General features: G+C 69.5%; 24 protein-coding genes, 2 tRNA genes and 1 riboswitch. Of the genes, 19 read left to right on the forward strand and 7 right to left on the reverse strand.

The window, feature by feature from the left end:
• Positions 1 to 52: 52 nt before the first annotated feature.
• A riboswitch (TPP riboswitch) is annotated at positions 53 to 155 on the forward strand.
• A 76-nt stretch (positions 156 to 231) separates the two neighbouring features.
• Complete coding sequence (locus AC07RV_RS18995) at positions 232 to 1,572, forward strand: purine-cytosine permease family protein (protein WP_093341445.1); 1,341 nt, start codon at positions 232 to 234, stop codon at positions 1,570 to 1,572.
• Here the strand turns inward: AC07RV_RS18995 and thiD are convergent.
• Positions 1,511 to 2,365, reverse strand: a complete 855-nt coding sequence (gene thiD / locus AC07RV_RS19000) for a bifunctional hydroxymethylpyrimidine kinase/phosphomethylpyrimidine kinase (RefSeq protein ID WP_093341444.1) — start codon at positions 2,363 to 2,365, stop codon at positions 1,511 to 1,513. The two genes, AC07RV_RS18995 and thiD, sit on opposite strands and share 62 nt — an antisense overlap.
• A gap of 44 nt (positions 2,366 to 2,409) precedes the next feature.
• Here thiD and AC07RV_RS19005 point away from each other — a divergent pair, with 44 nt between their 5' ends.
• The 10 genes from AC07RV_RS19005 (at position 2,410) to AC07RV_RS19050 (ending at position 9,339) form a co-directional block, all read left to right on the forward strand.
• Positions 2,410 to 3,495, forward strand: coding sequence for an FAD-dependent oxidoreductase (locus AC07RV_RS19005; RefSeq protein WP_296789261.1), 1,086 nt, complete (start codon positions 2,410 to 2,412; stop codon positions 3,493 to 3,495).
• 5 nt (positions 3,496 to 3,500) lie between these two features.
• On the forward strand, positions 3,501 to 3,698 hold the full coding sequence (gene thiS, locus AC07RV_RS19010; RefSeq protein WP_208509429.1) for a sulfur carrier protein ThiS: 198 nt from the start codon (positions 3,501 to 3,503) through the stop codon (positions 3,696 to 3,698).
• Positions 3,699 to 3,721: 23 nt separating this feature from the next.
• Positions 3,722 to 4,537: a thiazole synthase gene (locus tag AC07RV_RS19015; RefSeq protein ID WP_296789260.1), complete on the forward strand. Its 816-nt coding sequence runs from the start codon at positions 3,722 to 3,724 to the stop codon at positions 4,535 to 4,537.
• An 8-nt stretch (positions 4,538 to 4,545) separates the two neighbouring features.
• Positions 4,546 to 5,502, forward strand: a complete 957-nt coding sequence (gene thiE / locus AC07RV_RS19020) for a thiamine phosphate synthase (protein WP_296789259.1) — start codon at positions 4,546 to 4,548, stop codon at positions 5,500 to 5,502.
• A gap of 59 nt (positions 5,503 to 5,561) precedes the next feature.
• Positions 5,562 to 7,655: a TonB-dependent siderophore receptor gene (locus AC07RV_RS19025; RefSeq protein WP_296789257.1), complete on the forward strand. Its 2,094-nt coding sequence runs from the start codon at positions 5,562 to 5,564 to the stop codon at positions 7,653 to 7,655.
• A gap of 68 nt (positions 7,656 to 7,723) precedes the next feature.
• Positions 7,724 to 7,799 (forward strand) — tRNA-Asn (locus tag AC07RV_RS19030).
• 22 nt (positions 7,800 to 7,821) lie between these two features.
• Complete coding sequence (locus tag AC07RV_RS19035; RefSeq protein WP_296789256.1) at positions 7,822 to 8,007, forward strand: hypothetical protein; 186 nt, start codon at positions 7,822 to 7,824, stop codon at positions 8,005 to 8,007.
• Between the two features lie 101 nt (positions 8,008 to 8,108).
• A complete protein-coding gene (locus AC07RV_RS19040; RefSeq protein WP_296789254.1) occupies positions 8,109 to 8,585 on the forward strand; it encodes a hypothetical protein in 477 nt (158 codons plus the stop codon).
• Positions 8,582 to 8,803, forward strand: coding sequence for a hypothetical protein (locus AC07RV_RS19045; RefSeq protein ID WP_296789253.1), 222 nt, complete (start codon positions 8,582 to 8,584; stop codon positions 8,801 to 8,803). Before AC07RV_RS19040 ends, AC07RV_RS19045 begins: the two co-directional genes overlap by 4 nt.
• Before the next feature lie 14 nt (positions 8,804 to 8,817).
• Complete coding sequence (locus AC07RV_RS19050; protein WP_296789252.1) at positions 8,818 to 9,339, forward strand: nuclease domain-containing protein; 522 nt, start codon at positions 8,818 to 8,820, stop codon at positions 9,337 to 9,339.
• Here AC07RV_RS19050 and AC07RV_RS19055 read toward each other — a convergent pair.
• Entirely contained in the window at positions 9,315 to 10,196 is an 882-nt protein-coding gene (locus AC07RV_RS19055; protein ID WP_296789251.1) for an AbiJ-NTD4 domain-containing protein, read from the reverse strand. The genes AC07RV_RS19050 and AC07RV_RS19055 overlap by 25 nt on opposite strands.
• A gap of 66 nt (positions 10,197 to 10,262) precedes the next feature.
• On the opposite strand from AC07RV_RS19055, the gene AC07RV_RS19060 reads away from it, so the two are divergent.
• The 4 genes from AC07RV_RS19060 to AC07RV_RS19075 all read left to right on the forward strand — a co-directional run bounded on the left by AC07RV_RS19060 (position 10,263) and on the right by AC07RV_RS19075 (position 12,212).
• A tRNA-Met gene (locus AC07RV_RS19060) sits at positions 10,263 to 10,340 on the forward strand.
• A gap of 736 nt (positions 10,341 to 11,076) precedes the next feature.
• Positions 11,077 to 11,340, forward strand: a complete 264-nt coding sequence (locus AC07RV_RS19065) for a terminase small subunit-like protein (protein ID WP_296789249.1) — start codon at positions 11,077 to 11,079, stop codon at positions 11,338 to 11,340.
• 319 nt (positions 11,341 to 11,659) lie between these two features.
• Positions 11,660 to 11,929: a hypothetical protein gene (locus AC07RV_RS19070; RefSeq protein ID WP_057596661.1), complete on the forward strand. Its 270-nt coding sequence runs from the start codon at positions 11,660 to 11,662 to the stop codon at positions 11,927 to 11,929.
• A gap of 58 nt (positions 11,930 to 11,987) precedes the next feature.
• The gene (locus AC07RV_RS19075; protein ID WP_296789248.1) at positions 11,988 to 12,212 is read left to right on the forward strand and encodes a hypothetical protein; all 225 of its coding nucleotides are present in this window, start codon (positions 11,988 to 11,990) and stop codon (positions 12,210 to 12,212) included.
• A 138-nt stretch (positions 12,213 to 12,350) separates the two neighbouring features.
• Here the strand turns inward: AC07RV_RS19075 and AC07RV_RS19080 are convergent, their stop codons facing one another.
• Complete coding sequence (locus AC07RV_RS19080; protein ID WP_093341437.1) at positions 12,351 to 12,587, reverse strand: hypothetical protein; 237 nt, start codon at positions 12,585 to 12,587, stop codon at positions 12,351 to 12,353.
• A 564-nt stretch (positions 12,588 to 13,151) separates the two neighbouring features.
• Between AC07RV_RS19080 and AC07RV_RS19085 the strand changes: the two genes are divergently transcribed.
• On the forward strand, positions 13,152 to 14,042 hold the full coding sequence (locus AC07RV_RS19085) for a CsgG/HfaB family protein (protein ID WP_296789247.1): 891 nt from the start codon (positions 13,152 to 13,154) through the stop codon (positions 14,040 to 14,042).
• 73 nt (positions 14,043 to 14,115) lie between these two features.
• On the opposite strand, the gene AC07RV_RS19090 is transcribed toward AC07RV_RS19085, so the two are convergent.
• Positions 14,116 to 14,520, reverse strand: coding sequence for a GFA family protein (locus AC07RV_RS19090; protein WP_296789245.1), 405 nt, complete (start codon positions 14,518 to 14,520; stop codon positions 14,116 to 14,118).
• Between the two features lie 96 nt (positions 14,521 to 14,616).
• Here AC07RV_RS19090 and AC07RV_RS19095 point away from each other — a divergent pair, with 96 nt between their 5' ends.
• The 3 genes from AC07RV_RS19095 to AC07RV_RS19105 all read left to right on the forward strand — a co-directional run bounded on the left by AC07RV_RS19095 (position 14,617) and on the right by AC07RV_RS19105 (position 18,343).
• Positions 14,617 to 15,579 (forward strand): helix-turn-helix transcriptional regulator, encoded by a 963-nt coding sequence (locus tag AC07RV_RS19095; protein ID WP_296789244.1) that lies wholly within the window; start codon positions 14,617 to 14,619, stop codon positions 15,577 to 15,579.
• 108 nt (positions 15,580 to 15,687) lie between these two features.
• Positions 15,688 to 16,440 carry a response regulator transcription factor gene (locus AC07RV_RS19100; RefSeq protein WP_093341431.1) on the forward strand — a complete coding sequence of 251 codons (753 nt, stop codon included), beginning with the start codon at positions 15,688 to 15,690 and terminating at the stop codon, positions 16,438 to 16,440.
• The gene (locus tag AC07RV_RS19105) at positions 16,382 to 18,343 is read left to right on the forward strand and encodes a sensor histidine kinase (RefSeq protein WP_296789241.1); all 1,962 of its coding nucleotides are present in this window, start codon (positions 16,382 to 16,384) and stop codon (positions 18,341 to 18,343) included. Before AC07RV_RS19100 ends, AC07RV_RS19105 begins: the two co-directional genes overlap by 59 nt.
• Positions 18,344 to 18,358: 15 nt before the next feature.
• Here the strand turns inward: AC07RV_RS19105 and AC07RV_RS19110 are convergent, their stop codons facing one another.
• From AC07RV_RS19110 to AC07RV_RS19120, 3 genes are all read right to left on the reverse strand, one after another.
• Positions 18,359 to 18,715: a hypothetical protein gene (locus tag AC07RV_RS19110; protein WP_296789239.1), complete on the reverse strand. Its 357-nt coding sequence runs from the start codon at positions 18,713 to 18,715 to the stop codon at positions 18,359 to 18,361.
• 34 nt (positions 18,716 to 18,749) lie between these two features.
• Positions 18,750 to 20,225: a DegQ family serine endoprotease gene (locus tag AC07RV_RS19115; RefSeq protein WP_093341427.1), complete on the reverse strand. Its 1,476-nt coding sequence runs from the start codon at positions 20,223 to 20,225 to the stop codon at positions 18,750 to 18,752.
• Positions 20,226 to 20,340: 115 nt separating this feature from the next.
• The gene (locus tag AC07RV_RS19120) at positions 20,341 to 21,660 is read right to left on the reverse strand and encodes an ATP-binding protein (protein WP_444813601.1); all 1,320 of its coding nucleotides are present in this window, start codon (positions 21,658 to 21,660) and stop codon (positions 20,341 to 20,343) included.
• Positions 21,661 to 21,697: the final 37 nt, after the last annotated feature.

The following is a 21,697-nucleotide window of genomic DNA, read 5'->3' on the forward strand; positions in this document are numbered from 1 at the left end:
TTGTCCCGGACTTCTCGGAATGCCCCCGGTACGCCGCGACGGGCCTAAAATGGCGGTTCGCTAGGGGTGTTGGGTCGGCTTGCCGTCCCGGCTGAGAAAGTCCCTTTGAACCTGATTGAGGTAATCCTCGCGCAGGGAAGCTGGTCCGGCGGCCTGTCACGTTCTCTCGCGTGCCAGCCGTGCCGCTGGAGCCTCGCCCACCTGCCAAACCTTTTGCCCGGAGCAAAACGGATGGCACACGACGACACATCGAACCCTCTCGCCAACGAGGCGCTGACACCGCTGCCGGCGTCGCAGCGCGTCTTCGGCTGGCACGACCATGCCTCGCTCTGGTTCAGCCTGGGCGTGGGCCTGCTGGTGATGCAGATCGGCGCCTACCTGGTGCCGGCCGTGGGCACGCGCGACGCGGCGATCGCGATCGCGCTGGGTTCCTGCCTCGGCGCCGCGCTGCTGGCCTGGACCGCGCGCCTCGGCTGCGAGAGCGGCCTGGCCAGCGCGGGCCTGATGCATGCCACCTACGGCAGCGCCTTCGCACGGCTGCCAGTGCTGCTCAACATCGTGCAGCTGGTGGGCTGGACCACCTTCGAGCTGGTGATCATGCGCGAGGGCACGCAGGCCATCGGCCAGTCGGTGGCCGGGCCATGGCTCGGCAGCGCCTGGGGCGGCGTGGCGACCACGCTGCTGTGGGGCGCCGTGCTGCTGGCGCTGCTCGCGGGCTCGATGGTGAAACTGGTGCGGCGCTTCGTGAGCCGCTTCGGGCTGCCGCTGGTGGTGCTGTCGCTGTTGTGGCTGAGCTGGCAGTTCGCAACCCAGTTGCATGCCAAGGGCTTCGATGCCTTCTGGTCGCGCCCGGGCGACGGCAGCATGGGCATGTTCGGCGCCCTGGACCTCGTGATCGCGATGCCGGTGTCGTGGCTGCCGCTGGTGGCCGATTATGCGCGGCACGGCAAGCGCAGCGCGGGCGGACTCGGCAGCGCCTTCAGCGGCACCTGGATCGGCTATGCGCTGGCCAACATCTGGTGCTATGCGCTGGGCGTGATGGTGGTGAGCGTGGCCGAGCCCGGCACCAGCCTGGTCACGGCGCTGCTGCTGGCGCAGGGCGGGCTGGTGGCGCTGGGCCTGATCCTGATCGACGAGCTCGACAACGCCTATGGCGACGTCTACTCGGGCTCGGTCTCCACCCACAGCCTGCTGCCGCGCTGGAGCGTGAAGCGCTGGGGCCTGCTGCTGGCCGTGCTGTGCATCGCGCTCGCGCTGGTGCTGCCGATGCACACGCTCGAGCCCTTCCTGCTGTTGCTGAGCTCGGTGTTCGTGCCGCTCTACGGCGTGATCCTCGGGCGGCTGGGCGGCGGCCGCGCGGTGGCGCCGGCCGGCGCGCGCCCCAAGGTCGACCTGGCGGCGGCGCTGATCTGGATCGCGGGCATCGCGGCCTACCACGCGCTCGCGAAATGGGCGCCGCAGTTCGGCTCGGCGCTGCCGACGCTGGCGCTGACCTTCGTGCTGGCCTGGCTCAGCCGGCCGAAGATCGCAGCGGCAGGCGCTGCGTCGGCACTGGCGCAAAGCCGTGGTTGAGCGGGCCATGACCGGCACCGACCTGCACGTCGACAGCGGCCGCCATCGCGCCGAGGATGTAGGCGCGCGCGCGCTCCACCGCCTCGGGCAGCGCAGCGCCCAGTGCCAGGTGCGCGGCGATGGCCGACGACAGCGTGCAGCCGGTGCCGTGCAGGTTGCGGCTCTCGATGCGGCGCGAGGCCAGGCGCGTGCGTTCGCCACTGGATTGCAACAGCACATCGACCACCTCGCTGCCCGGCAGGTGGCCGCCCTTGAGCAGCACCGCGCGCGCGCCCAGCGCCAGCAGTTCGTCGGCCGCGCCGTCGAGCGCGCCGATGCCGTCGATCGCATGGCCGATCAGCAGGGCCGCCTCGTCGAGGTTGGGCGTGATCACCGCGGCGCGCGGGAACAGTTCGCGCACCAGCACCTGCACCGTCTCGGCCGCGATCAGGCGGTCGCCGCTGGTGGCGACCATCACCGGGTCGAGCACCACGTTCGGCAGGCGGTAGTGGTCGATGGCCCAGGCCACGACCTCGACCACCTCGGGCGCATGCAGCATGCCGAGCTTGACCGCGTCGACGCCGATGTCCTCGACCACGGCCTGGATCTGCGCCTTGAGGAAGGCCGGCGGCACGCCGTGGATGCCCGTGACGCCGAGCGTGTTCTGCGCGGTGAGCGCCGTGATGGCCGTCATGCCGTAGCAGCCGAGGGCCGCGAAGGTCTTGAGATCGGCCTGGATGCCGGCGCCGCCGCCGCTGTCGGAGCCGGCGATCGAGAGCACGCGCGCATAGCGCTGGGTGGGTCCTTGGGTCATGCCGAAAATTATCGACGCGATTCGAAGGCACAAGGAGCATGGCGATGAACCCGCCCTTCCGATCGGTGGCGATCCTCGGCGCGGGCCTCATGGGCCGGCTGATGGCCGTGACCCTGGCGCGGGCCGGCTGCCGCGTCGACCTGTATGAAGCGGGCAGCGCCGAGGCCGAAGGCGCGGCCGCGCGCGTGGCCGCGGCCATGCTCGCGCCGCTGGCCGAGTCGGCGGTGGCGCCGGTGCCGCTGGTGCGCATGGGCCACCACGCGCTGTCGCGCTGGCCCGAGCTGCTCGCGCCGCTGGCGCGGCCGGTGTTCTTCCAGCGCGAAGGCACGCTGGTGCTGTGGCACCGGCAGGATGCGAACGAGGCCGCGCGGCTCGCGCGCGTGCTGGCCCACACCGGCACGCAGGTGCCCGAGCTGGCGCCGATGCGCACGCTCGATGGCGCGGGCATCGAGGCGCTCGAGCCCTCGCTGGGCCGGCGTTTCGCCAGCGGCCTGTTCCTGCCCGGCGAAGGCCAGCTCGACAACCGCGCGCTGCTGGCCGCGCTGCTCGCGACGCTGCAGGCCGACGACAAGGTCACGCTGCACTGGCAGTCGCCGCGCGCGCCCGAGGACTTCGCGCCCGGCGCGCCGGGCCAGCCCGACTGGCTGATCGACTGCCGCGGCCTCGGCGCCCGGCCGCAATGGAACGCGCTGCGCGGCGTGCGCGGCGAGGTGATCCGCGTGCATGCGCCCGACGTGACGCTGGCGCGGCCCACGCGGCTCGTGCATCCGCGCTATCCGCTCTACATCGCGCCCAAGCCCGAGGGCCTGTTCGTGATCGGCGCGACCGAGATCGAGTCGGACGACATGTCGCCCGCGAGCGTGCGCTCCACGCTCGAACTGCTGAGTGCCGCGTACGCAGTGCACAGCGGCTTCGCCGAGGCGCGCATCGTCGAGATCGCGACGCAGTGCCGCCCCACCCTGCCCGACAACCTGCCCGCGCTGCGCCAGCCGCGGCCGCGCGTGCTGCAGATCAACGGCCTGTACCGCCACGGTTTCATGATCGCGCCCGCCCTGCTCGATGCCGCGATGGAGTGGCTCGCGCAGGGCCGCTCGCCGCTCGCGCAAGGCTTCGGCCTGGAGACTCCATGACGACGATGAACATCCTGATCAACGACAAGCCCTTCGCGCTGCCCGAGCACGCCACGCTGACCGACGCACTCGCCGCGCTGAATGCCACGCCGCCCTTCGCGGTGGCCGTGAACCGCGAGTTCGTGCCGCGCTCGGCCTATGCCGCGCGCGCGCTGCAGCCCGAAGACCGCGTCGAAGTGATCCGCCCCGTGACGGGCGGCTGAACGACTTGATGGAGACAAGACCGATGACCACGACCCCGAACGACCCGCTGGTGCTCTACGGCGAGACCTTCCACAGCCGCCTGCTGCTGGGCACCGCGCGCTACCCCTCGCCCGACCTGCTCGAGGCCGCCGTGAAGCGCGCGAAGCCCGCGATGCTCACGGCCTCGCTGCGGCGCCAGACCGCCAACCAGGGCTCGGGCAACAGCGAGCTCGGCAACGGCTTCTGGGAACTGCTGCGCCGGCTCGAGGTGCCGGTGCTGCCCAACACCGCGGGCTGCCACAGCGTGCAGGAAGTGGTCGCCACCGCGCAGATGGCGCGCGAGCTGTTCGACACGCCGTGGATCAAGCTCGAGCTGATCGGCGACGACTACACGCTGCAGCCCGACACGCTGAACCTGGTCGATGCCGCCTCGCAGCTGATCCGCGACGGCTTCAAGGTGCTGCCCTACTGCACCGAGGACCTGGTGCTGTGCCAGCGGCTGGTCGACGTCGGCTGCCAGGCCGTGATGCCGTGGGCCGCGCCGATCGGCACCGGCCGCGGGCCGGTCAACCCCTATGCGCTGCAGGTGCTGCGCGACCGGCTCGAGGTGCCGATGCTGGTCGACGCGGGCCTGGGCCTGCCCTCGCATGCCTGCCAGGTGATGGAGTGGGGCTTCGACGGCGTGCTGCTGAACACCGCCGTCGCACTGGCGCAGGACCCGGTCGCGATGGCCGGTGCCTTCGCCGATGCGGTGCAGGCCGGCCGGGCCGCGCGCCGCGCCGGCGCCATGGCCGCGCAGGATACGGCGCAGGCGAGCACGCCGGTGCTGGGCACGCCGTTCTGGCATCACGCGGGATGAGCGGCACCATGAACGACAGCCTTCATCTGGACCGCGCGCGCGTCGCGCAGGAGATCGTCGCGGCGCATGGCCTGCGCTTCGGCGCCGCCACCTCGGCCCCCGCGGCCGCCATCGCCTACAGCGCCGACGACGCCATCTACCGCGGCGCGCGGCAGGCCTGCGGCGCGCTCGGCTTCATCGACATCGACGCCGAATGCATCGCACGCGCCTGGCGCGCGCAGAGCGAACGCCTCGGCGGCTTCGATGCGCAGCGCTGGCCCGACGCGCCCGTCGATTTCGGCCTGCACGAATTTCCGCCGGCGGCGCGCGACAACGCCTTCGCGCCCTGCCCCGAGCAGCTCGGCCTCTATGCCGTGCTGCCCGATGCCGCCTGGGTCGGCCGCATGGCGCGCGCGGGCGTGCCGACGGTGCAGCTGCGCTTCAAGTCGGACGAGGCGGCGGCCGTGGCGCGCGAGGTTCACGCGGCCGTGGCGGCCGTGCAAGGCACCGGCGCGCTGCTGTTCATCAACGACCACTGGCGCGTGGCGATCGAGGCACGCGCCTACGGCGTGCACCTGGGCCAGGAAGACCTCGATGCGCTCGCGCCCGAGGAGCTGCAACGGATCCGCGCCGCCGGCCTTCGGCTGGGCGTCAGCACGCACGGCTATGCGGAGATGGTGCGCGCCGACGCGGTCGGCCCGAGCTACATCGCGATGGGGGCGGTCTATCCGACCACGCTCAAGAAGATGGCGACCGCGCCGCAGGGCGTGGCGCGGCTCGCGGCCTATGCGCGCCTGGTGCGTGGCTATCCGCAGGTGGGCATCGGCGGCATCGACGCGTTGCGCCTGCCCGAGGTGCTCGCCACCGGCGTCGGTTCCGTCGCTGTGGTGCGCGCGCTGGTCGCCGCCGAGGACCCTGAAGGCACGGCCGCGCAATGGATGGCCGCCATCGACGCCCACCACACCGCATCGGCTGCGAAGCCCTGAAATCCGACCGAATGACGCATCCCTCTCCTCTTCTTTCCCGCACCCCCATCGCCTGTGCGATGGCCGCCCTGCTCGCTGCTCACGGTGCCTTCGCCCAGGCACAGGACACCACCGCACTGCCCGCCGTGACCGTGAACCCGGCCGCCCTCGCGCCGCCGGCCGAGATCAGCGGCTTCGGCGACGTGCCGCTGCGCGAGCTGCCGCTGTCGGCCACCGTGATCGACAGCAACCAGCTGCGCGCGAGCGGTGCGCGACGCCTCGCGGACCTCACGCAGTTCGATGCCTCGGTGACCGATGCCTACAACTCGGCCGGCTACTGGGACTACCTCACGGTGCGCGGCTTCGTGCTCGACAACCGCTTCAACTACCGGCGCGAGGGCCTGCCGATCAGCGCCGAGACCTCGATCCCGCTCGACAACAAGGAGCGCGTCGAGATCCTGCGCGGCACCAGCGGCATCCAGGCCGGCACCAGTGCGCCGGGCGGACTCGTCAACTACGTGGTCAAGCGGCCGACCGAACACGATCTGCGCAACATGCGCATCGAGACCACGAGCCGCGGCAGCCTGCTCGGCGCGGTCGACCTCGGCGGGCGCTTCGGCGCGCAGCGCGAGTTCGGCTACCGGATCAACGTCGCGGCCGAGAACCTCAAGCCGCTGGTGCACGACCTCGACGGCAACCGCAACCTGTTCTCGCTCGCGGCCGACTGGCGCATCACGCGCGACTCGGTGCTCGAGTTCGAGATCGAGAAGAGCCGCAAGACGCAGCCGAGCCAGAACGGCTACAGCCTGCTGGGCGCCCGGTTGCCGGCGCCGGTCGATCCGCGCATCAACCTCAACAACCAGCCCTGGTCACAACCCTCGGAATTCGATGCGCTGACCGGCACGCTGCGCTTCAGCCAGGCCATCAACGCCGACTGGCGCTGGAGCGCGCAGATCGGCCGCCAGCGGCTGCGCACCGACGACCGCCTGGCCTATGCCTTCGGCTGCGGCGCCGAGGGCAACTACGACCGCTACTGCAGCGACGGCACCTTCGACGTCTACGACTTCCGCAGCGAGAACGAGCGCCGCACGCAGACCGCGGGCAGCCTCAACCTCAAGGGCAACGTGACGACCGGCAGCGTGCGGCACGAGCTCGGCATCGGCCTGCTGCAAAGCCGCGTGCGCAACCGCTTCCAGAACCAGGCCTACAACTACGCGGGCACCGGCAACATCTGGGCGACCTCCTTCGTGCCGCCCGCGCCCGACGCCACCACGCCGCAGACCAACCGCGACGAGCGCTCGACCGAGCTCACCTTGCAGGACGCGATCCGCTGGAACGAGCGCTTCACCACCTGGGTCGGCGTGCGCCACACGCGGCTCGACCGCAGCAGCATCGGCAACGACGGCTCGAACCCGACCGGCTACAAGCAGGACGTGACCACGCCGTGGGTGGCCGTGAGCTACGTGCTGCGGCCCGAGCTGCTGGCCTATGCGAGCTGGGGCAAGGGCGTGGAATCGCAGGTGGTGCCGAACCGGCCCGACCTCTACGGCAATGCGGGGCAGGCGCTCGCAGCACTCGCGTCGCGGCAATGGGAGCTGGGCCTCAAGGGCGGCAACGAGGCCTTCAACTGGCAGCTTGCGTGGTTCGACATCTCGCGGCCGCTGACCAACCTCGATGCCTGCGGCGAAGCGTGCACGGTGCGCAACGACGGCCGCGCCGTGCATCGCGGACTCGAGGCCGGCGCGCAATGGAACCAGGGGCCCTGGCGCCTCGGCGGCAGCGTGTCGGTCATCGATGCGAAGCGCCGCGGCAGCACGGCCGATCCCGCGCTCAACGGACAGTCGCCGACCAACGTGCCCAAGCAGGTGCTGCGCGCGCAGGTCGCCTACCGCGTGCCCGCGGTGGCGGGCCTCGAGATCGCGGGACAGCTGTCGTACGAAGGCCGGCGCAACGTGCTGCCCGATGGTTCGATCCGACTGCCGTCGTGGACGCGCCTCGATGCGGTGCTGCGCTACGAAACCAAGCTCAACGGCGTGAACACCAGTTGGTCGCTGGCCGTCGACAACGTCTTCGATCGCCGCTACTGGAAGGAATCGCCCTATCAGTTCAGCCATGTCTACCTGTTCCCGGGCGCGCCGCGCACGCTGCGATTGGGCGTGAGCATCGCGCTCTGAACTTTTTTAGCGAAAAGTTGCGTCGGTTTGCCAGACCCTCAAAAACGACGCTATAATCTGAGGCTTGTTCCTCGATAGCTCAGTCGGTAGAGCGCCGGACTGTTAATCCGTAGGTCCCTGGTTCGAGCCCAGGTCGAGGAGCCAAAACAAGCCGCAAGGCTACTGGATGCCCCGCTACTCACAAGGTAGCGGGGCATTTTCCTTTTTGGCCATTTATTTGGCAATTGCCAAATATCCAGTAGTTCGGTACGCGCCGCGCAGGAGGCCGGTGCGCTGCGGGCGCAACCGCTGGCTCGACAGCGACAACCTGCAAGGCAGCCTCAAGGGCGTGCGCGACCAGGTCGCCGCCTAGCTCGGAGGCGACGGCGCCGACGCCTCCATCACCTGGGACTACGGCCACCGCGTCGACGCCGCGGGCTAGTGGGCCTGCGAGATCCACGTGGTGCCGACGCCATGAGCCGCGTCGTGCTGACCCGTGGGGAGGACGGCAAGCTGGCCGGCCTCGGTGACGGCGGCCATCGCGCCTTCTCGAAGTTCAAGCGCGCGATCGAGGCGCTGCCCATCAGCGCCACGCTGCAGTTCGACTACCGGCTGCCGCGCAGCCCTAAGCACCATCGGCTCTTCTTCGCGAAGGTCCGCGCGCTGCACGACCGGCAGGAGACCTTCAACACCGAGGAGGACCTGCGCATGTGGCTGCTGGTGGGCGCGGGCTACTGCACTTTCCTGCCGGGCACCGACGGCCAGCTGGTGGCGGTGCCGCAGTCCATGGACTGGGCCACGCTCGAGGAGGGCGACTTCGTGGACGTGCACCAGCGCGTCGACGCCTTCGTCTGGGAGCCGCGCGCGCGCCGCGTGCTGTGGCCGCACCTGGGCGACGAGCGCACGTTCTACGTGGTCGAGCAGTGGCGCGAGGAGTTCGAGAAGCCATGACGGTGGTGCAGTTCCCGCGGGCAACAGCGGCGTGCCTTGAAGGGGGCATCACGCACGCGCAGGCGATGGAGGTGTTCCGTCGCTACTTCGAGCGCAACCAGGCCGTGCCGACCATCGCGCATGAGATGGGCATCGACTTCAAGGCAGCGTGCGATGCCATGGACGGCAGGGTGTGGCCCGGCGTGCACGAGCACTGGGTCGATCGGGTCATGCCATGAAGCGCAGCGCTCCGATGAAGCGCACGCCCTGGCCGCGCCGCGGGCAGCCGGCGCCCGGCACCGCGCCGGCGCGCGTCAAGCCCGTGGCCAAGCCTCTCGAGCGCCCCGTGCGCTACGCCCAGCCGGCCAACGAGCCGCTGTTCGCCGCACCGAAGTCGGTGGCGCACCGCAACCGCCGTCTCCTCGACCTGGCCTGCGGCATGCCGTGCCTGCTGCGCATCGAGGGGGTCTGCAACGGTCGCACCGACACGACGGTGGCCTGCCACAGCAACCTCTCCATCCACGGCAAGGCCGGCGCGCGAAAGGCGGACGATTGCTGGTCCTGCTGGGGGTGCAGCGCCTGCCATTGGTGGCTGGACCGGGGCCCGGCCGATGCGCTGGTGAAGGAGGCCGCGTTCCTTGCCGCTCACTTGCTGCAGGTCATCGAATGGCGGCGCGTGTCAACGGACACCACGCGTACTTTGCAAGATCGACGCGCAGTGGAATGGGCAATGAGCGCGCTCAACGGGTCTCAGGCAGCTTGGGTCAAGAGATAGCTACAGAACGCCGAACACGAGACCAGCATAAATTTTGCATCGGCGTAGGAAGGCGGTGTAGCTCCTTCCGCGAGGCCGTGTCGAATTCCCCCAGCATCGCTCGTGTATGCGAATAGCTTAATTATTGATTGTTCAAACGCAGGGTGTATTTCTCCAGATTTCTTAATAAGCCTTAGAGCGTCATTAAGTGTGGCGCTCGGCGACTTAGAAATCGCCTTGCAAACACTCTCGACCGCGGAGATGGATTCTTTTATCGAATTTCTGTAGTCCGGTGAGTTTCTGTCAGATAACAAGCGGAGGGCTTGGTTGAAATGCTCGCGCATTTCGACCGATCCTTTTGATATGGCCGTCTCGATTGCCTCGATCTCAATCGGATCTGTAACTCGAACTAGTTGATAGTCGATGCATCTATACGCTGAGTTCTCGCGTTTGAGAGCATCATTGAGTTCTGATTGGAAATTTGCCTTAATTTCATCGGGCGACGCTCTAACGATAAAGTCTACTAAATCATAGACTTTGTTCCAATCGCCGTCCGTCACTATGCGCCGCCAGACGCCCCACGCACCCGCTGTTTTCAGATGTTGGACTGGCGGTGCAGTGTCGAAAGTATTTTTTAGTAATTCGATCCAAGATTTTACGAAGAGATCTCTAATTTCGACCGTAAGGTTGTAGGATTTAAGGTCTCTAATGTAATACTGCGCAATGATTGAAATATCGATGGCATTCCAGATGGCATTTCGCAGTGCCTCATCGATCGATTCGCTCTGAATTGCCTTTTCCATGGGAATGATGCCCATTCGCTGCGAAAAAGTAGCCATTGCTTGTCTGCCTTTCTTGTTGAATTGGGAGTTTGCCATGCCCACTGCCACCCCGGGGGTACCGACCCCCCTTGAATCTGGCTCCGTCATCCGCTGCAATGACACCGTGATGTAGCGCAGCCAGGTAGCGCGGCGGCGCTCATAACCCGCAGGTCGCCCGTTCGAATCGGGCCATCGCAACCAGATACCACCCCCGAAGGGGCTCAACCGTGATCTGAGCACGGGCCGGAAGGCATGGTGCCGGGAGGCTGCGCAAGGCGGCCCGGCCGAGGCGATATGTCGCACCCGCTTGCGCCCGGCGCCCCGCATTTATCGCGTGCCCGACATACCGCGACTCCAGCGCGGTCCACCAGGGCTAAATGGTGGAGGTCTTTAACTGCACGGCGCGGGTCTGGGCGAGCCTACGGAGCCAGATGGTGATCTGGCCATCCTCGCGCCAGAGCGAGGGCATCGCACTGCAGGCCGCCGGGCCCGGGCATCCCCCTCTGTGCCCTGGCCGACCACCGACGGCCTGCAGCTGCGACGCGGGAGGGACCAGCACCCGCCCCCCTTGCACCCCCACACCCCGAATTGATGCAATGAGCGCGCGGGCTGATCCCCGTTGCTTGTCTCCCGATCCCCAAGGATCGTTTCCACCCGCCGGCTAACCCCCGGCGGGCTTTCTTTGCCCCAGAAGAAGCCGTCGCCTGCAGAAAACGCCAAGAAGCCCCCGAAGGCCAAGGCAGCGCCGACCCTCAAGACGCCCACCAAGGCTCCCACCCCCGCGAGGAAGGCGCCCCGTAAGAAGGCAGCGCCACCGCCCCCGACGCCTCCCGCAAGGAAGTGGCGCATCGCTTCGACCGAGACCGCATCCCCCGCCGAAGGGGCTGACGGGTCTGTGGCGACCACCGAGCCGACACGGCCCGAATCCCGTGCGCTCATGGTGATCCCGCAGCCCGAGCCGCTGACGCCGTGGGAGACGTTTAAGGCCAGCATGCCCGCTTCGTTCGAAGAGTTCGTGGGCTACATCGCCGGCGGCGGCCACCTAGCGGGATTCGTGAAGGAACGCGGGATTCCCTACACGACGATGCTGACGTGGATCGCCGTCGACTCGCAGCGCTCCGAGATGTACGCGCGCGCAAGGGAGGACCGGGCCGACGTGCTGGCCGACGAGATCGTGCCCATCGCGACGAGATCGAGGTGACGGTCGAGATGTCGCTCTCGGGGAAGGAGGTCATCAAGGTCGACAGCGTGAGCGAACGCAGCGGCACGATCGATGGCCGATCGCACGCGTCGCATCCGCTCTTTCTTCATCGCCCACGCGTAGCGCGATGACGCCGCCATCGATGAATCGCGCGGACAAAAAAAAGCCCGGCATCGGACCGGGCTCAAGCCTTCTTGCAGTCAAGCATCAAAGGGACGGGCAACCCGTCAAGGAGAATGGAAAGTGGTGCGCCGCGCGCCTGCCATGGGATGGAGTTTACTGTATATTTGTACAGTCTTCTCAACCCAGGAGTACTGCCATGCCCCGCATCGAACAACCCGTGGTCGTGCCCAACTACGCGCTGACCGACGCCCTCGCGTGGATCTCGAAATTCGCCCATGCCTGGAAGGCGATCGAGCCCGCGCCCGCCACGCTCAGCATCGACGGCTTCATCATCTGGGGACCGGTGCTCTACGAGAAGCACAGCGCCGAAGATCCGGTGCAGCTCGCGGCACGACTGTTCGGCAGCTCGGGGCCCTACTTCAGGTACCTGTACCCGGGTGCGGCGGCCGCGGCCAATCAGGGATGAAGCGTCGGGCGCGAAGGTGCATGTCTTGGCAGACGCGGGAATGTCGGAGAATCGTGCGATGAACTGGCATGCACCGTCCCTCCTGGCCCTCCTGTCGATCCCCTGCGCGCTGGCCATCGCCGGCTGCTCGACGCCCCCGAACGAAGTGATGCAGTTCCGCGAAGGCGTCCTGCGCGCCACCACCTATACGCAGGCGCAGCTGTACTGCGACAACAGGAGCCAGACCCCGCGTTGGCTCGGCAAGGCACCGGCCGAGAGCGGCGTGCTGTTCCGCTGCGATTGATGCGATGAGACAGGCCGCGCGCTGAGCCGCGGCCTTGCAAACACAGGCATCGTCGGGCTCGCACCGATCCCGCGACACTCGATCCACTCCGGCCGGCAAGCATTGCGCTTGCCGGCCTTTTCATTTCCGACGGTCCGATCAGTGCGCCGTGAGACCGCCTCCGCCGGTCGCGTCGCGGCGGGTCTTCGCGTTGTCGATGGTCGCGCTGACCGAGCTGGTGTTGATGGCCAGCGCCACGAGCACGGAGCCGACGAAGGCCGGGTCGGTCGAGCCGCTGAAATCCGAAGCGCCCGCGATGGCCAGGGCCTGCTGCACCTGCTGGCGGGTGAGTTCGGCTGCCGCTTCTCCAACGACGTTCTTCTTGGTGGTTGCCATCTGAAAACTCCTGATTCTGGAAGTGAGGAAAAAACAAAACAACGCCAGCCGACTGCAGGTCGCGTGAGATCCCTCACGCGCCACAACCCTCCGCCAACGATTAAATGTTAACTGGAGGTCAAAAATACGACGAAGGTTTTCATCGAAAGCGCGCAGCGAAAACGCCCTCGCCGTGCTCATCTTTCCTGAAGATTTCAAGATGGATAATCGCGCCTCGCTCCGCCAGCCGGCGCATCGCGCAAGCCCTCGGGCCTTGCCGTTCGCGCATCGCATCAGGCGGCGCGTTTCGAAGATGGGCCACCTTCCAAGAGCCCCCGTTCGAACCGAGGTCGAGGAACCGTTTTTCCACTCCAGGCCATGCCGGAATCCGCGCCGCGGACGACGCGCATGCGCACATGACTTTCGACACTGGCGTGCCGGGTGACCGGTCCGTATCGTCGCGCGGTCGCTTGCGACGCGGTATCGAATCGGGAGCTCGTATTGGCCACGCGGTCCCACCTTCGGCTGTTCGATAGGGGCGCCTGCCGCGCAGGCGCCGTGTTGTTTCACTTGATAGATCGGGACATGGCTTTTTCCAAACTTTCTCTCGCAAGCGCACTGGCCGGCCTGCTGGCCCTCTCGGGTTGCCAGACCATGGACATGCAGATGGGCAGCCAATCGGCCAAGACCGTGGCCACGGGCAGCGCGGCCGGCTCGGCCACCTCGGGCGAAAGCAGCGCGCTCGAGCGCTGCGACTCGCCGCTGGGCACCGTCTCGCTGATCGAGAACGTCAATGCCGGCTGGTACACGGTGCTGACCGGCGAATACAAGCTGCCGCCCACCGCCAACCTGCTGCGCCTGCTGGTGCAGCAATCGAACTGCTTCGTGGTGGTCGAGCGCGGCGCGGCCGGCATGAACGCGATGACGCGCGAACGCGCGCTGCAGCAGTCGGGCGAGATGCGCGGCGGCAGCAACTTCGGTCGCGGCCAGATGGTGGCGTCGGACTACGGCCTGTCGCCCGAGATCGTGTTCAGCAACAACGACGCGGGCGGCCTCGGCGGCGCCATCGGCGGGCTGGTCGGCGGCGGCCGCGGCCGTGCCATCGCGAGCCTGGGCGCGAACCTGCAGACCAAGGAAGCCTCGGCGCTGCTGACGCTGATCGACAACCGTTCGGGCGTGCAGGTCGCGGCCGCGGAAGGCAGCGCCTCGAAGACCGACTTCGCGGGCTTCGCCGACCTCGCCGGCGGCCGCGCGGCCGGTGGCATCGGCGGCTACACGCGCACGCCGCAGGGCAAGGTGATCGCGGCGGCCTTCATGGACGCCTTCAACCAGATGGTCCGTTCGCTGCGCAACTACAAGGCGCAGACGGTGCGCGGCCAGGGCCTCGGTGGCGGTGGCCGCCTCGGCGTGGATGGCGGCGCGGCGCCGTCGCAGACCTACGTGCCGGCCGAGCAGCCGGCGCGCCGCCGCAAGTAAGCGCGGCGAGCGACGAACAACGTCGCGCGAGCCCCGCCGCCGCCAGGCCGCGGGGCTTTTTCTCGCCCGCCCCTCACAGGTGCCGCGTCTCGGCCGGCGGGTTGAACCAGTTGTTGTTGCGCCCGTCCATGTACATCACGGGCGCGGCCACCAGCTCGTCGGGCGTGGCGTCGTCGAGGCAGCTGACGTTGATGCTGACGTACTTGCCGCCGACCTCGGCCACGTCGCCGCGGCCGAAGGGCCGCACGCCGCAATGGCGGCAGAACAGGTGGTGCGCGCTGTACGAGCCGAACTGGTAGCTCGACAGCTCCTCCTCGCCACTGACCATCCGGAAGGCCTCGGGCCGCACGATCGCGCCCCAGTTGCGCGCCTTGGCGCAGATCGAGCAGTTGCAGCGGCCGGTGCCGGCCGCGAGGTCGATGTCGGCCTGGAAGCGGACCTTGCCGCAGTGGCAGCTGCCGTTGTAGGTCTTGAGCATGGGCTTTTCTCCTGGGGGTCTGAGGTGTTGGAAGGCCCGAAGACTAAGGTCCATTGCGGACAGATCCTGTCCTCGATCGCAGGCATCATCGCGTCCATGCTCTCCGCCACCGCCCGCCTCATCCGCCTGTTGTCGCTGTTCCAGGCCCAGCGCGCCTGGACCGGCGCCGAGCTCGCGCGCCGCCTCGAGATCACCGAGCGCACCCTGCGCCGCGACGTCGACCGGCTGCGCAGCCTCGGCTACACGGTCGACTCCACCTCGGGCGTGGCCGGCGGCTACCGGCTGGGCGCGGGCAACAGCCTGCCGCCGCTGCTGCTCGAGGACGAGGAAGCGATCGCGGTGGCGGTCGGCCTGGGCGTGGGCCCGGCCTCCAGCGACGGCGGCAACGACATCGAGAACGCCTCGATGCGCGCGCTGGCCAAGCTCGAGCAGCTGATGCCGCCGCGGCTGCGCCGCCGGCTCGACAAGCTGCGCGCCACGGTGGTGCCGGTGCTGCAGAAGCGCTCGGACATCCGGCTCAAGGCGGTGTCGCTGTTCGCCGAGGCCTGCGCCGACCGCGCGCTGCTGCGCTTCGGCTACCACGATCACTACGAGGTCGTCAGCAGCCGCCGCGTGGAGCCGCACCGCGTGGTGCAGACCGGCCAGCGCTGGTACTTGCTGGCCTGGGATACGGACCGCGAGGACTGGCGCACCTTCCGGCTCGACCGCATCGTCGACCCCGAGCCCACCGGCGCGCACTTCACGCCGCGGCGGCTGCCGCACGGCGACATCGCGGCCTACATGCAGCACGCGCTGCAGATCTCGCCCTACCTGCACCATGCGCGCGTGCTGGTGCACGCGCCCGTGGCCGCGCTCGACGGGCAGCTGTCATGGGTCGGTGGCGTGCCCGAGGCCGTGGCGCCCGATCGCACGCGCATCCAGACCGCGGCCAACTCGCTCGATGCGCTGGCGGTCTGGCTCGGTTGCCTCGGGCACGACTTCGAAGTCGAGTCGCCGCCCGAACTCGGCGCGCACCTGCAGCGGGTGGCATCGCGGCTGGCGCGCATGTCGGGCCGCTGAGCGCGGCGGTCCGCTCCTCCACGTATCCCACGTATATAGGATGGGCACGGTGCGCGCCGGCCCCTACGCTGCGGACTCCACCCACCCGAGGACCGCCGCCCCCGCGCCATGGCCATCGACACCGCAGCCGCACCCCTTCTCTCGACCACGCAGGTCGCGCTGGTCGAGGACGACACCGGCATGCGCGAACGCCTGGCCCGCGTGGTCGATGCCGATCCCTCGCTGACCCTGGCCCACAGCGCCTCGACCGCGACCGAGCTGCTGGCCTGGCTTGAGGACAACGCGGTCGACGTGCTGCTGGTCGACCTGGGCCTGCCCGACCTGCCGGGCCTGCAGGTGATCGACCGCTGCCGCAGCATGCAGCCGGCCTGCGCGGTGATGGTGCTGTCGATCTTCGGCGACGAGGCCAACATGCTGCGCGCCTTCGAGGCCGGCGCCAGCGGCTACCTGCTCAAGGACGGCACCGAGAGCGAGCTCGCGGCCCACATCCGCCACCTGCGCGCGGGCGGCTCGCCGATGTCGCCGGTGATCGCGCGGCAGCTGCTGCGCCGCTGGCAGGCGCGCACCGATGCGCCCCTGCATGCCGGCGCCAGCGCGCTGGTCGGGCTGGCCCAGGGCACGATCGGCTCGGCCATGGCATCCTCGGCGCTCCCGCGCACGCCGCCGGTGCGGTTGTCGCCGCGCGAATCGGAGGTGCTGGACCTCGTTTCCCGTGGTTTCACCTATGCCGAAGTCGGCGCGCAGATGGGAGTCTCGGCTTCGACCGTCCAAACCCATATCCGCAATATCTACGGCAAGCTGGATGTCCACAACAAGTCCGAAGCCGTGTTCGAGGCGCGCAACCTGGGCTGGCTGCCCTGAGCATCCTTCCGCCGCCTCTTCGTCCGATCTGCGCTTCCTGTTCGTCCTGGTCGCCGCGCTGCTGCTGATCGCCGGCCCGGCCGCCGCCAGCAGTACCGGCGGCGGCACCGCCACGCCCTACACCGTCACCAGCGCCGAGGCCCGCCTCGAGCCCGACGGCCTGCCCGCCGAGGAGCGCCGCGTGCAGCTGCCGTTCCGCTGGGACCAGGCCTTTCCGGGCCGCGGCGGCAAGGCCACCTACCGCATCGCCCTGCCCGCGGCGGCGGCGCCCGCGAGCGAACCGGCCGCGCTGCTGTTCGCGGGCGTGGGCAACCAGGTCGCGATCGAGTTCAACGGCACGCCGCTCGCGGGCTTCGGCACGCTGGGCGATCCGTCCTACGACACCAAGGGCACGCCCTTCGTGCCGGTGGCCGCCTCGCTGCAGCGCACCGGCGCGGCGCAGGAACTGGTGATCCGCACCACCGTGCAACGCCAGCGCGGCGCGGCGCTGGCCACGCTGCAGTACGGCACCGAGCGCGAGCTGCTGCCGCGCTACCGCGTCTACCAGCGCTGGCGCCACACCTCGGTGATCGCCAACGCGGCCATCCTCGCGCTGATGGGCTGCCTGTCGGGCGCGCTCTGGCTGCGCCAGCGCGAGGCGCTCTATGGCTGCTTCGCGCTCGCCGCGCTCTCGGGCCTGCCGCACAACGTCGACCGGGTGCGGCCCGACATGAACCTGCCCTGGCCGCTCTGGGGCGTGGTGATCGCGGTGTGCTATGCGCTGCACATCGGGCTCATCACGCGCTTCGTGCTGCTGGTGCTGCAGCGCGGCCCGGCGGGGCTGGTGCGCGCGCTCTACGCGGCCATGGGCATCGCGGTCGCGAGCGCCATCGCCTCCTTCGTGCTGGCCTGGCCGGCGCTGTGGACCGCCGGCCTGGTGCTGCTGAACCTCACGGGCGTGGCCTGCCTGCCGGTGGTGGCGCGCAGCGCCTGGGTCGAGCGCCGCACGATCGCCATGCTGCTGCTGCTGGCAGGCGTGCTCGCGATCCTCGCGGGCATGCACGACCTGCTGCTGGTGCGCATGGGCTTCTTCGGCGGCTCCGACACCTCGCAGACGCCGCGCGCGATGTTCTTCTTCGTGCTGATCCTCGCGGGCCTGGTGGTCGACCGCTACAGCCGCACCGTGGCCGACTACGGCGCGCTCAACGCCACCCTGGCCGAACGCGTGGCCGAGCGCGAAGGGCAACTGCGCGTGGCCTTCGACGCGCTGCGGCTGCAGCAGCAGGAACAGGCCGTGCTGCTCGAACGCCAGCGCATCATGCGCGAGATCCACGACGGCGTCGGCTCGCAGCTCGTGGGCCTGCTCAACGTCGTGACCCAGCCCGCGCCCGACCGCGCCGTGGTCGAGGAGCACGTGAAGCTCGCGCTCGACGAGATGCGCATGGCGGTCGACTCGCTGCAGCCCACGCACGACGACCTCGCCACCGTGCTCGCCACCCTGCGCTACCGGCTGCAGCCGCGGCTGGACGCGGCCGGCATCGCGCTGGTGTGGGACGTGGGCGTGATCCCGCCGGTGGCGCCGTTCTCGGCCCAGGCCGCGCTGCAATTGCAGCGCATCCTGCTCGAGGCCTTCACCAACGTGCTCAAGCACGCGCGCGCCACGCGCATCGTGTTGCATGCGCGCTGGCAGGCCGAGGCACAGCCGCCGCGCGTGCACATCGTGCTGACGGACGACGGCGTCGGCTTGCAGCCCGCGGGCGCAGCGCCGAAGACGAAGGGCCACGGCATCGCGAACATGCGGGCGCGCGCGCTGAGCATCGGCGCGCGGCTGGAGATCGCGGCGGTCGAGCAGGAAGAGAACACCGCCAGCGGCACGCGCATCACGCTCGAGTGGCCGGGCGCGATCGACTGCCCGCAGCACTGAACGCGGGCGCTGGACTCAGCGCAAGGCGAAAGTCAGCGCCACCGCGCCGAGCGCCAGCAGCGCCAGTCCCGCGATGAACACCACCTCGCCCCAGGCCTCGAGCCGCGCACCCGAGCGCCGCATGCGCATCGAGATGAACGACAGCAACGCGCTGGCCAGGAAGACCAGCGCGTCGACCGCGAGCAGCCGATCGATCACCAGCCGCAGATCGTCGCGCGGACCGAGGTGCCCGATGGACATCACGGTCATGCACACGCCGATCATGGTGGCGGAGGTCGGCAGGATGTGGGCCGACAGCCCGTTGGCGGCGCTGTCGGCAGGGTCGAGGCGTTCGGCCTGCGGGGCCGAAGTCCGTCGGTGCGGCGGCTTCATCGGTCGTCGCGCGTCGGGGTCCGGCCCGGGGCGGTCAGCCGATGCGCACCGGCACGAAGATCTTGTCGTCGCCGCGCTGGATCAGCAGCGCCACCGACTTGTCGGCCTTCGCGACCACCTCGCGCACCTGCTCCACGGTCTTGGCGGGCGTGCCGTTGATCGCCAGCAGCACGTCGCCGGCCTGTACGCCGGCCATCGCCGACGGACCGGCCGCGTCCTCGATCAGCAGGCCGGTCTCGACCGCGGCCTCGCGCTTCTCGTCGGGCTGCAGCGGACGCAGCGCCAGGCCCAGCTTGCCCTGGCCGGTGGCCTTGTCGGCCTTCGCGACCTGGGCCGGCTTGTCGCTGGCATCGCCGAGCTTCGCCGTCAGCTCCTGGCGTTCGCCCTGGCGCCACACCTCGAGCGTGACCTTGGTGCCGGGGGCCTGCTGGCCGATCACCGCGGGCAGGTCGCCCGAGGACACGATGGGCTGGTCGCCGACCTTGCGGATCACGTCGCCGGCCTTCAGGCCCGCCTTGTCGCCGGGGCCACCCTTCTCGATGTTCGAGACCAGCGCGCCCTCGGGCTTGTCGAGCTTGAAGGAATCGGCGAAGGCCTGGTTCACTTCCTGCACCGCCACGCCGAGGCGGCCGTGCACCGCCTTGCCGGTGGCGACGATCTGGTCCTTGACCTGCACCGCCACGTCGATCGGGATCGAGAACGACACGCCCTGGTAGCCGCCGCTGCGGCTGTAGATCTGCGAGTTGATGCCGACCACCTCGCCGCGCGTGTTGAGCAGCGGGCCGCCCGAGTTGCCGGGGTTCACCGCCACGTCGGTCTGGATGAAGGGCACGTAGCTGTCGTCGGGCAGCGTGCGGCCCTTGGCGCTGACCACGCCGGCCGTCACGGTGTTCTCGAAGCCGAACGGCGAGCCGATGGCCAGCACCCATTCGCCGACCTTCAGGTCCTTGGTGTTGCCCAGCGCGAGCACGGGCAGGTTCTTGGCGTCGATCTTGAGCACCGCGATGTCGGTCTTGGCATCGGCGCCCAGCACCTTGGCGCGGTACTCGCGGCGGTCGGTGAGCTTGACGGTGACTTCCTTCGCGTCCTTCACCACGTGGGCGTTGGTCAGGATGATGCCGTTGGCGTCGACGATGAAGCCCGAGCCCTGGGCCCGCACCGGCACGTCGCGCTGCTGCTGGCCGCGCGGGTTGATCTGGCCCTGGAAGCGGCGGAAGAACTGGAACATCGGATCGTCGGGATCGATGCCCTGGATCTGCGCGGCCTCCTCGTCGTCCGAGGCCTTCATGGTGCCGGTGACGCTGATGTTGACCACGGCCGCGCCGTCGCGCGCGGTGATGGTCGAGAAGTCGGGCAGCGTGACCATGGCGGCCGGCGCGGTCGCGGTGGCGTTGGTGGGCGTGCCCACGGCGCGCGCGCTGGTGTAGGCGCCGGCGCCGACGGCGCCGATCACGCCCGCGGTGGCCAGGGCCAGGACCAAGGCACGGGGCGAAGTCAGTCGGGTGTTCATGGATCGGTTCCTTTCATTGCGTCGTGACGCTGATGCGATGGAAGGAATGTCGTTGCGCTCGCTTAAGCGCCGCTTAAACGCCGCTTGAACGATCCGGCCGGGCTCGGCCGCGGTGTCAGGCGTGCTGCGGAAAGCGCACCACCACCCGCAGCCCGCCCAGGCTCGGCGAGGCATCGAGCGCCACGCTCGCGCCATGCAGCTCGGCGATCGACTTGACGATCGAGAGGCCGAGCCCGCTGCCCGGCGCCTGCGGCTCGCCCGAGCGGTAGAAGCGGTCGAGCACGCGCTCGCGCTCGGTGGGCGGCAGGCCCGGGCCGCTGTCGTCGACGCTGAGCTCGACCGCCTCGCCCTGGCGCGCGATCGCGATGTCGACGCGGCCGTCCTCGGGCGTGTACTTCACGGCGTTCTCGAGCAGGTTGCGCAGCAGCATGCGCAGCGCCTCGGGCTGGCCCTTCACCGCGGCGCCCTCGTCGGCGCGCGCGATGCCGATGTCGATGCGCCGCGCCTGGGCCGCGGCCACGGCGTCCGACACCGCCAGCCGCGCCACCTCCGCGAGCACTACCGGCTCGGGCGGCGCGCCCGCGGCCATGCTGGCCTCGTGGCGCGCGAGCGCGAGCATCTGCTCGACCAGCCGCGTCGCGCGGTCGATGCCCGCCACCAATCGGCCGATGGCGAGCTCGCGCGCGCCGTCGTCGGTGGCACGCTGCAGGCCCTGCACCTGCAGCTTGAGCGCGGCCAGCGGCGAACGCAGCTCGTGCGCGGCGTCGGCCACGAAGTGCTTCTGCGCCTCGAAGGCCTGCCGCACGCGGTCGAACAGCAGGTTGAGTTCCTGCACCAGCGGCCGTACCTCGTCGGGCAGTTTCTCCTCGCTCACGGGCGAGAGATCGTCGGCTTGGCGCGAAGCCACCTGGGTGCGCACGCGCGCCACCGGCGCGAGCGAACGGCTCACCACCCACCACACGACCAGCATCAGCAGCGGCGCCATCAGCGCCACCGGCGCGACGGTGCGCAGCGCCAGGGTGCCGGCCATGTGCTGGCGCGCCGCCATGTCCTGCGCCACCTGGATCACCAGCCCGCGCGTCTGCATCGAGAACACGCGGTAGGTGGTGCCGCGCGCGCGCACGTCGGCGAAGCCCAGCACCGCGAGCTGCGGCAGCGCGGCCTGGTCGGCCGACTCGAAGATGCGCACGCCGTCGGCGGTCCAGACCTGCACCACGAAATCGAAGTTCTGCTCGGCACCGCCGAGGCCGCCCACCGCCGCGCTGGGCGGCAGGCCGGCGCGCAGCGACAACGCCATCTGCTGCATGTGGTAGTCGAAGATCTCGTCGGCCTCCTTGAGCACCGTGCGGTAGGCCACCAGCGCCTGCGCGCCGGCCGCCAGCACGATGGCCGCGAGCAGGAACCACAGCAGGCGCGCGCGCAGCGAGCCGGTCATGCGCGCGGCCAGTCCCGTCACGCCCCTCACGCCGCTC

This window comes from Variovorax sp. GW821-FHT09B01 (assembly GCF_059418345.1).

What these genes read in the sequence shown, in the direction of transcription:
- AC07RV_RS18995 (WP_093341445.1), top strand. Translation starts at nt 232, where the DNA reads ATGGCACACGACGACACATCGAACCCTCTCGCCAACGAGGCGCTGACA.
- thiD (WP_093341444.1), bottom strand. Translation starts at nt 2,365, where the DNA reads ATGACCCAAGGACCCACCCAGCGCTATGCGCGCGTGCTCTCGATCGCC.
- AC07RV_RS19005 (WP_296789261.1), top strand. Translation starts at nt 2,410, where the DNA reads ATGAACCCGCCCTTCCGATCGGTGGCGATCCTCGGCGCGGGCCTCATG.
- thiS (WP_208509429.1), top strand. Translation starts at nt 3,501, where the DNA reads ATGAACATCCTGATCAACGACAAGCCCTTCGCGCTGCCCGAGCACGCC.
- AC07RV_RS19015 (WP_296789260.1), top strand. Translation starts at nt 3,722, where the DNA reads ATGACCACGACCCCGAACGACCCGCTGGTGCTCTACGGCGAGACCTTC.
- thiE (WP_296789259.1), top strand. Translation starts at nt 4,546, where the DNA reads ATGAACGACAGCCTTCATCTGGACCGCGCGCGCGTCGCGCAGGAGATC.
- AC07RV_RS19025 (WP_296789257.1), top strand. Translation starts at nt 5,562, where the DNA reads ATGGCCGCCCTGCTCGCTGCTCACGGTGCCTTCGCCCAGGCACAGGAC.
- AC07RV_RS19035 (WP_296789256.1), top strand. Translation starts at nt 7,822, where the DNA reads ATGCCCCGCTACTCACAAGGTAGCGGGGCATTTTCCTTTTTGGCCATT.
- AC07RV_RS19040 (WP_296789254.1), top strand. Translation starts at nt 8,109, where the DNA reads ATGAGCCGCGTCGTGCTGACCCGTGGGGAGGACGGCAAGCTGGCCGGC.
- AC07RV_RS19045 (WP_296789253.1), top strand. Translation starts at nt 8,582, where the DNA reads ATGACGGTGGTGCAGTTCCCGCGGGCAACAGCGGCGTGCCTTGAAGGG.
- AC07RV_RS19050 (WP_296789252.1), top strand. Translation starts at nt 8,818, where the DNA reads ATGAAGCGCACGCCCTGGCCGCGCCGCGGGCAGCCGGCGCCCGGCACC.
- AC07RV_RS19055 (WP_296789251.1), bottom strand. Translation starts at nt 10,196, where the DNA reads ATGGCAAACTCCCAATTCAACAAGAAAGGCAGACAAGCAATGGCTACT.
- AC07RV_RS19065 (WP_296789249.1), top strand. Translation starts at nt 11,077, where the DNA reads ATGGTGATCCCGCAGCCCGAGCCGCTGACGCCGTGGGAGACGTTTAAG.
- AC07RV_RS19070 (WP_057596661.1), top strand. Translation starts at nt 11,660, where the DNA reads ATGCCCCGCATCGAACAACCCGTGGTCGTGCCCAACTACGCGCTGACC.
- AC07RV_RS19075 (WP_296789248.1), top strand. Translation starts at nt 11,988, where the DNA reads ATGAACTGGCATGCACCGTCCCTCCTGGCCCTCCTGTCGATCCCCTGC.
- AC07RV_RS19080 (WP_093341437.1), bottom strand. Translation starts at nt 12,587, where the DNA reads ATGGCAACCACCAAGAAGAACGTCGTTGGAGAAGCGGCAGCCGAACTC.
- AC07RV_RS19085 (WP_296789247.1), top strand. Translation starts at nt 13,152, where the DNA reads ATGGCTTTTTCCAAACTTTCTCTCGCAAGCGCACTGGCCGGCCTGCTG.
- AC07RV_RS19090 (WP_296789245.1), bottom strand. Translation starts at nt 14,520, where the DNA reads ATGCTCAAGACCTACAACGGCAGCTGCCACTGCGGCAAGGTCCGCTTC.
- AC07RV_RS19095 (WP_296789244.1), top strand. Translation starts at nt 14,617, where the DNA reads ATGCTCTCCGCCACCGCCCGCCTCATCCGCCTGTTGTCGCTGTTCCAG.
- AC07RV_RS19100 (WP_093341431.1), top strand. Translation starts at nt 15,688, where the DNA reads ATGGCCATCGACACCGCAGCCGCACCCCTTCTCTCGACCACGCAGGTC.
- AC07RV_RS19105 (WP_296789241.1), top strand. Translation starts at nt 16,382, where the DNA reads ATGTCCACAACAAGTCCGAAGCCGTGTTCGAGGCGCGCAACCTGGGCT.
- AC07RV_RS19110 (WP_296789239.1), bottom strand. Translation starts at nt 18,715, where the DNA reads ATGAAGCCGCCGCACCGACGGACTTCGGCCCCGCAGGCCGAACGCCTC.
- AC07RV_RS19115 (WP_093341427.1), bottom strand. Translation starts at nt 20,225, where the DNA reads ATGAACACCCGACTGACTTCGCCCCGTGCCTTGGTCCTGGCCCTGGCC.
- AC07RV_RS19120 (WP_444813601.1), bottom strand. Translation starts at nt 21,660, where the DNA reads ATGACCGGCTCGCTGCGCGCGCGCCTGCTGTGGTTCCTGCTCGCGGCC.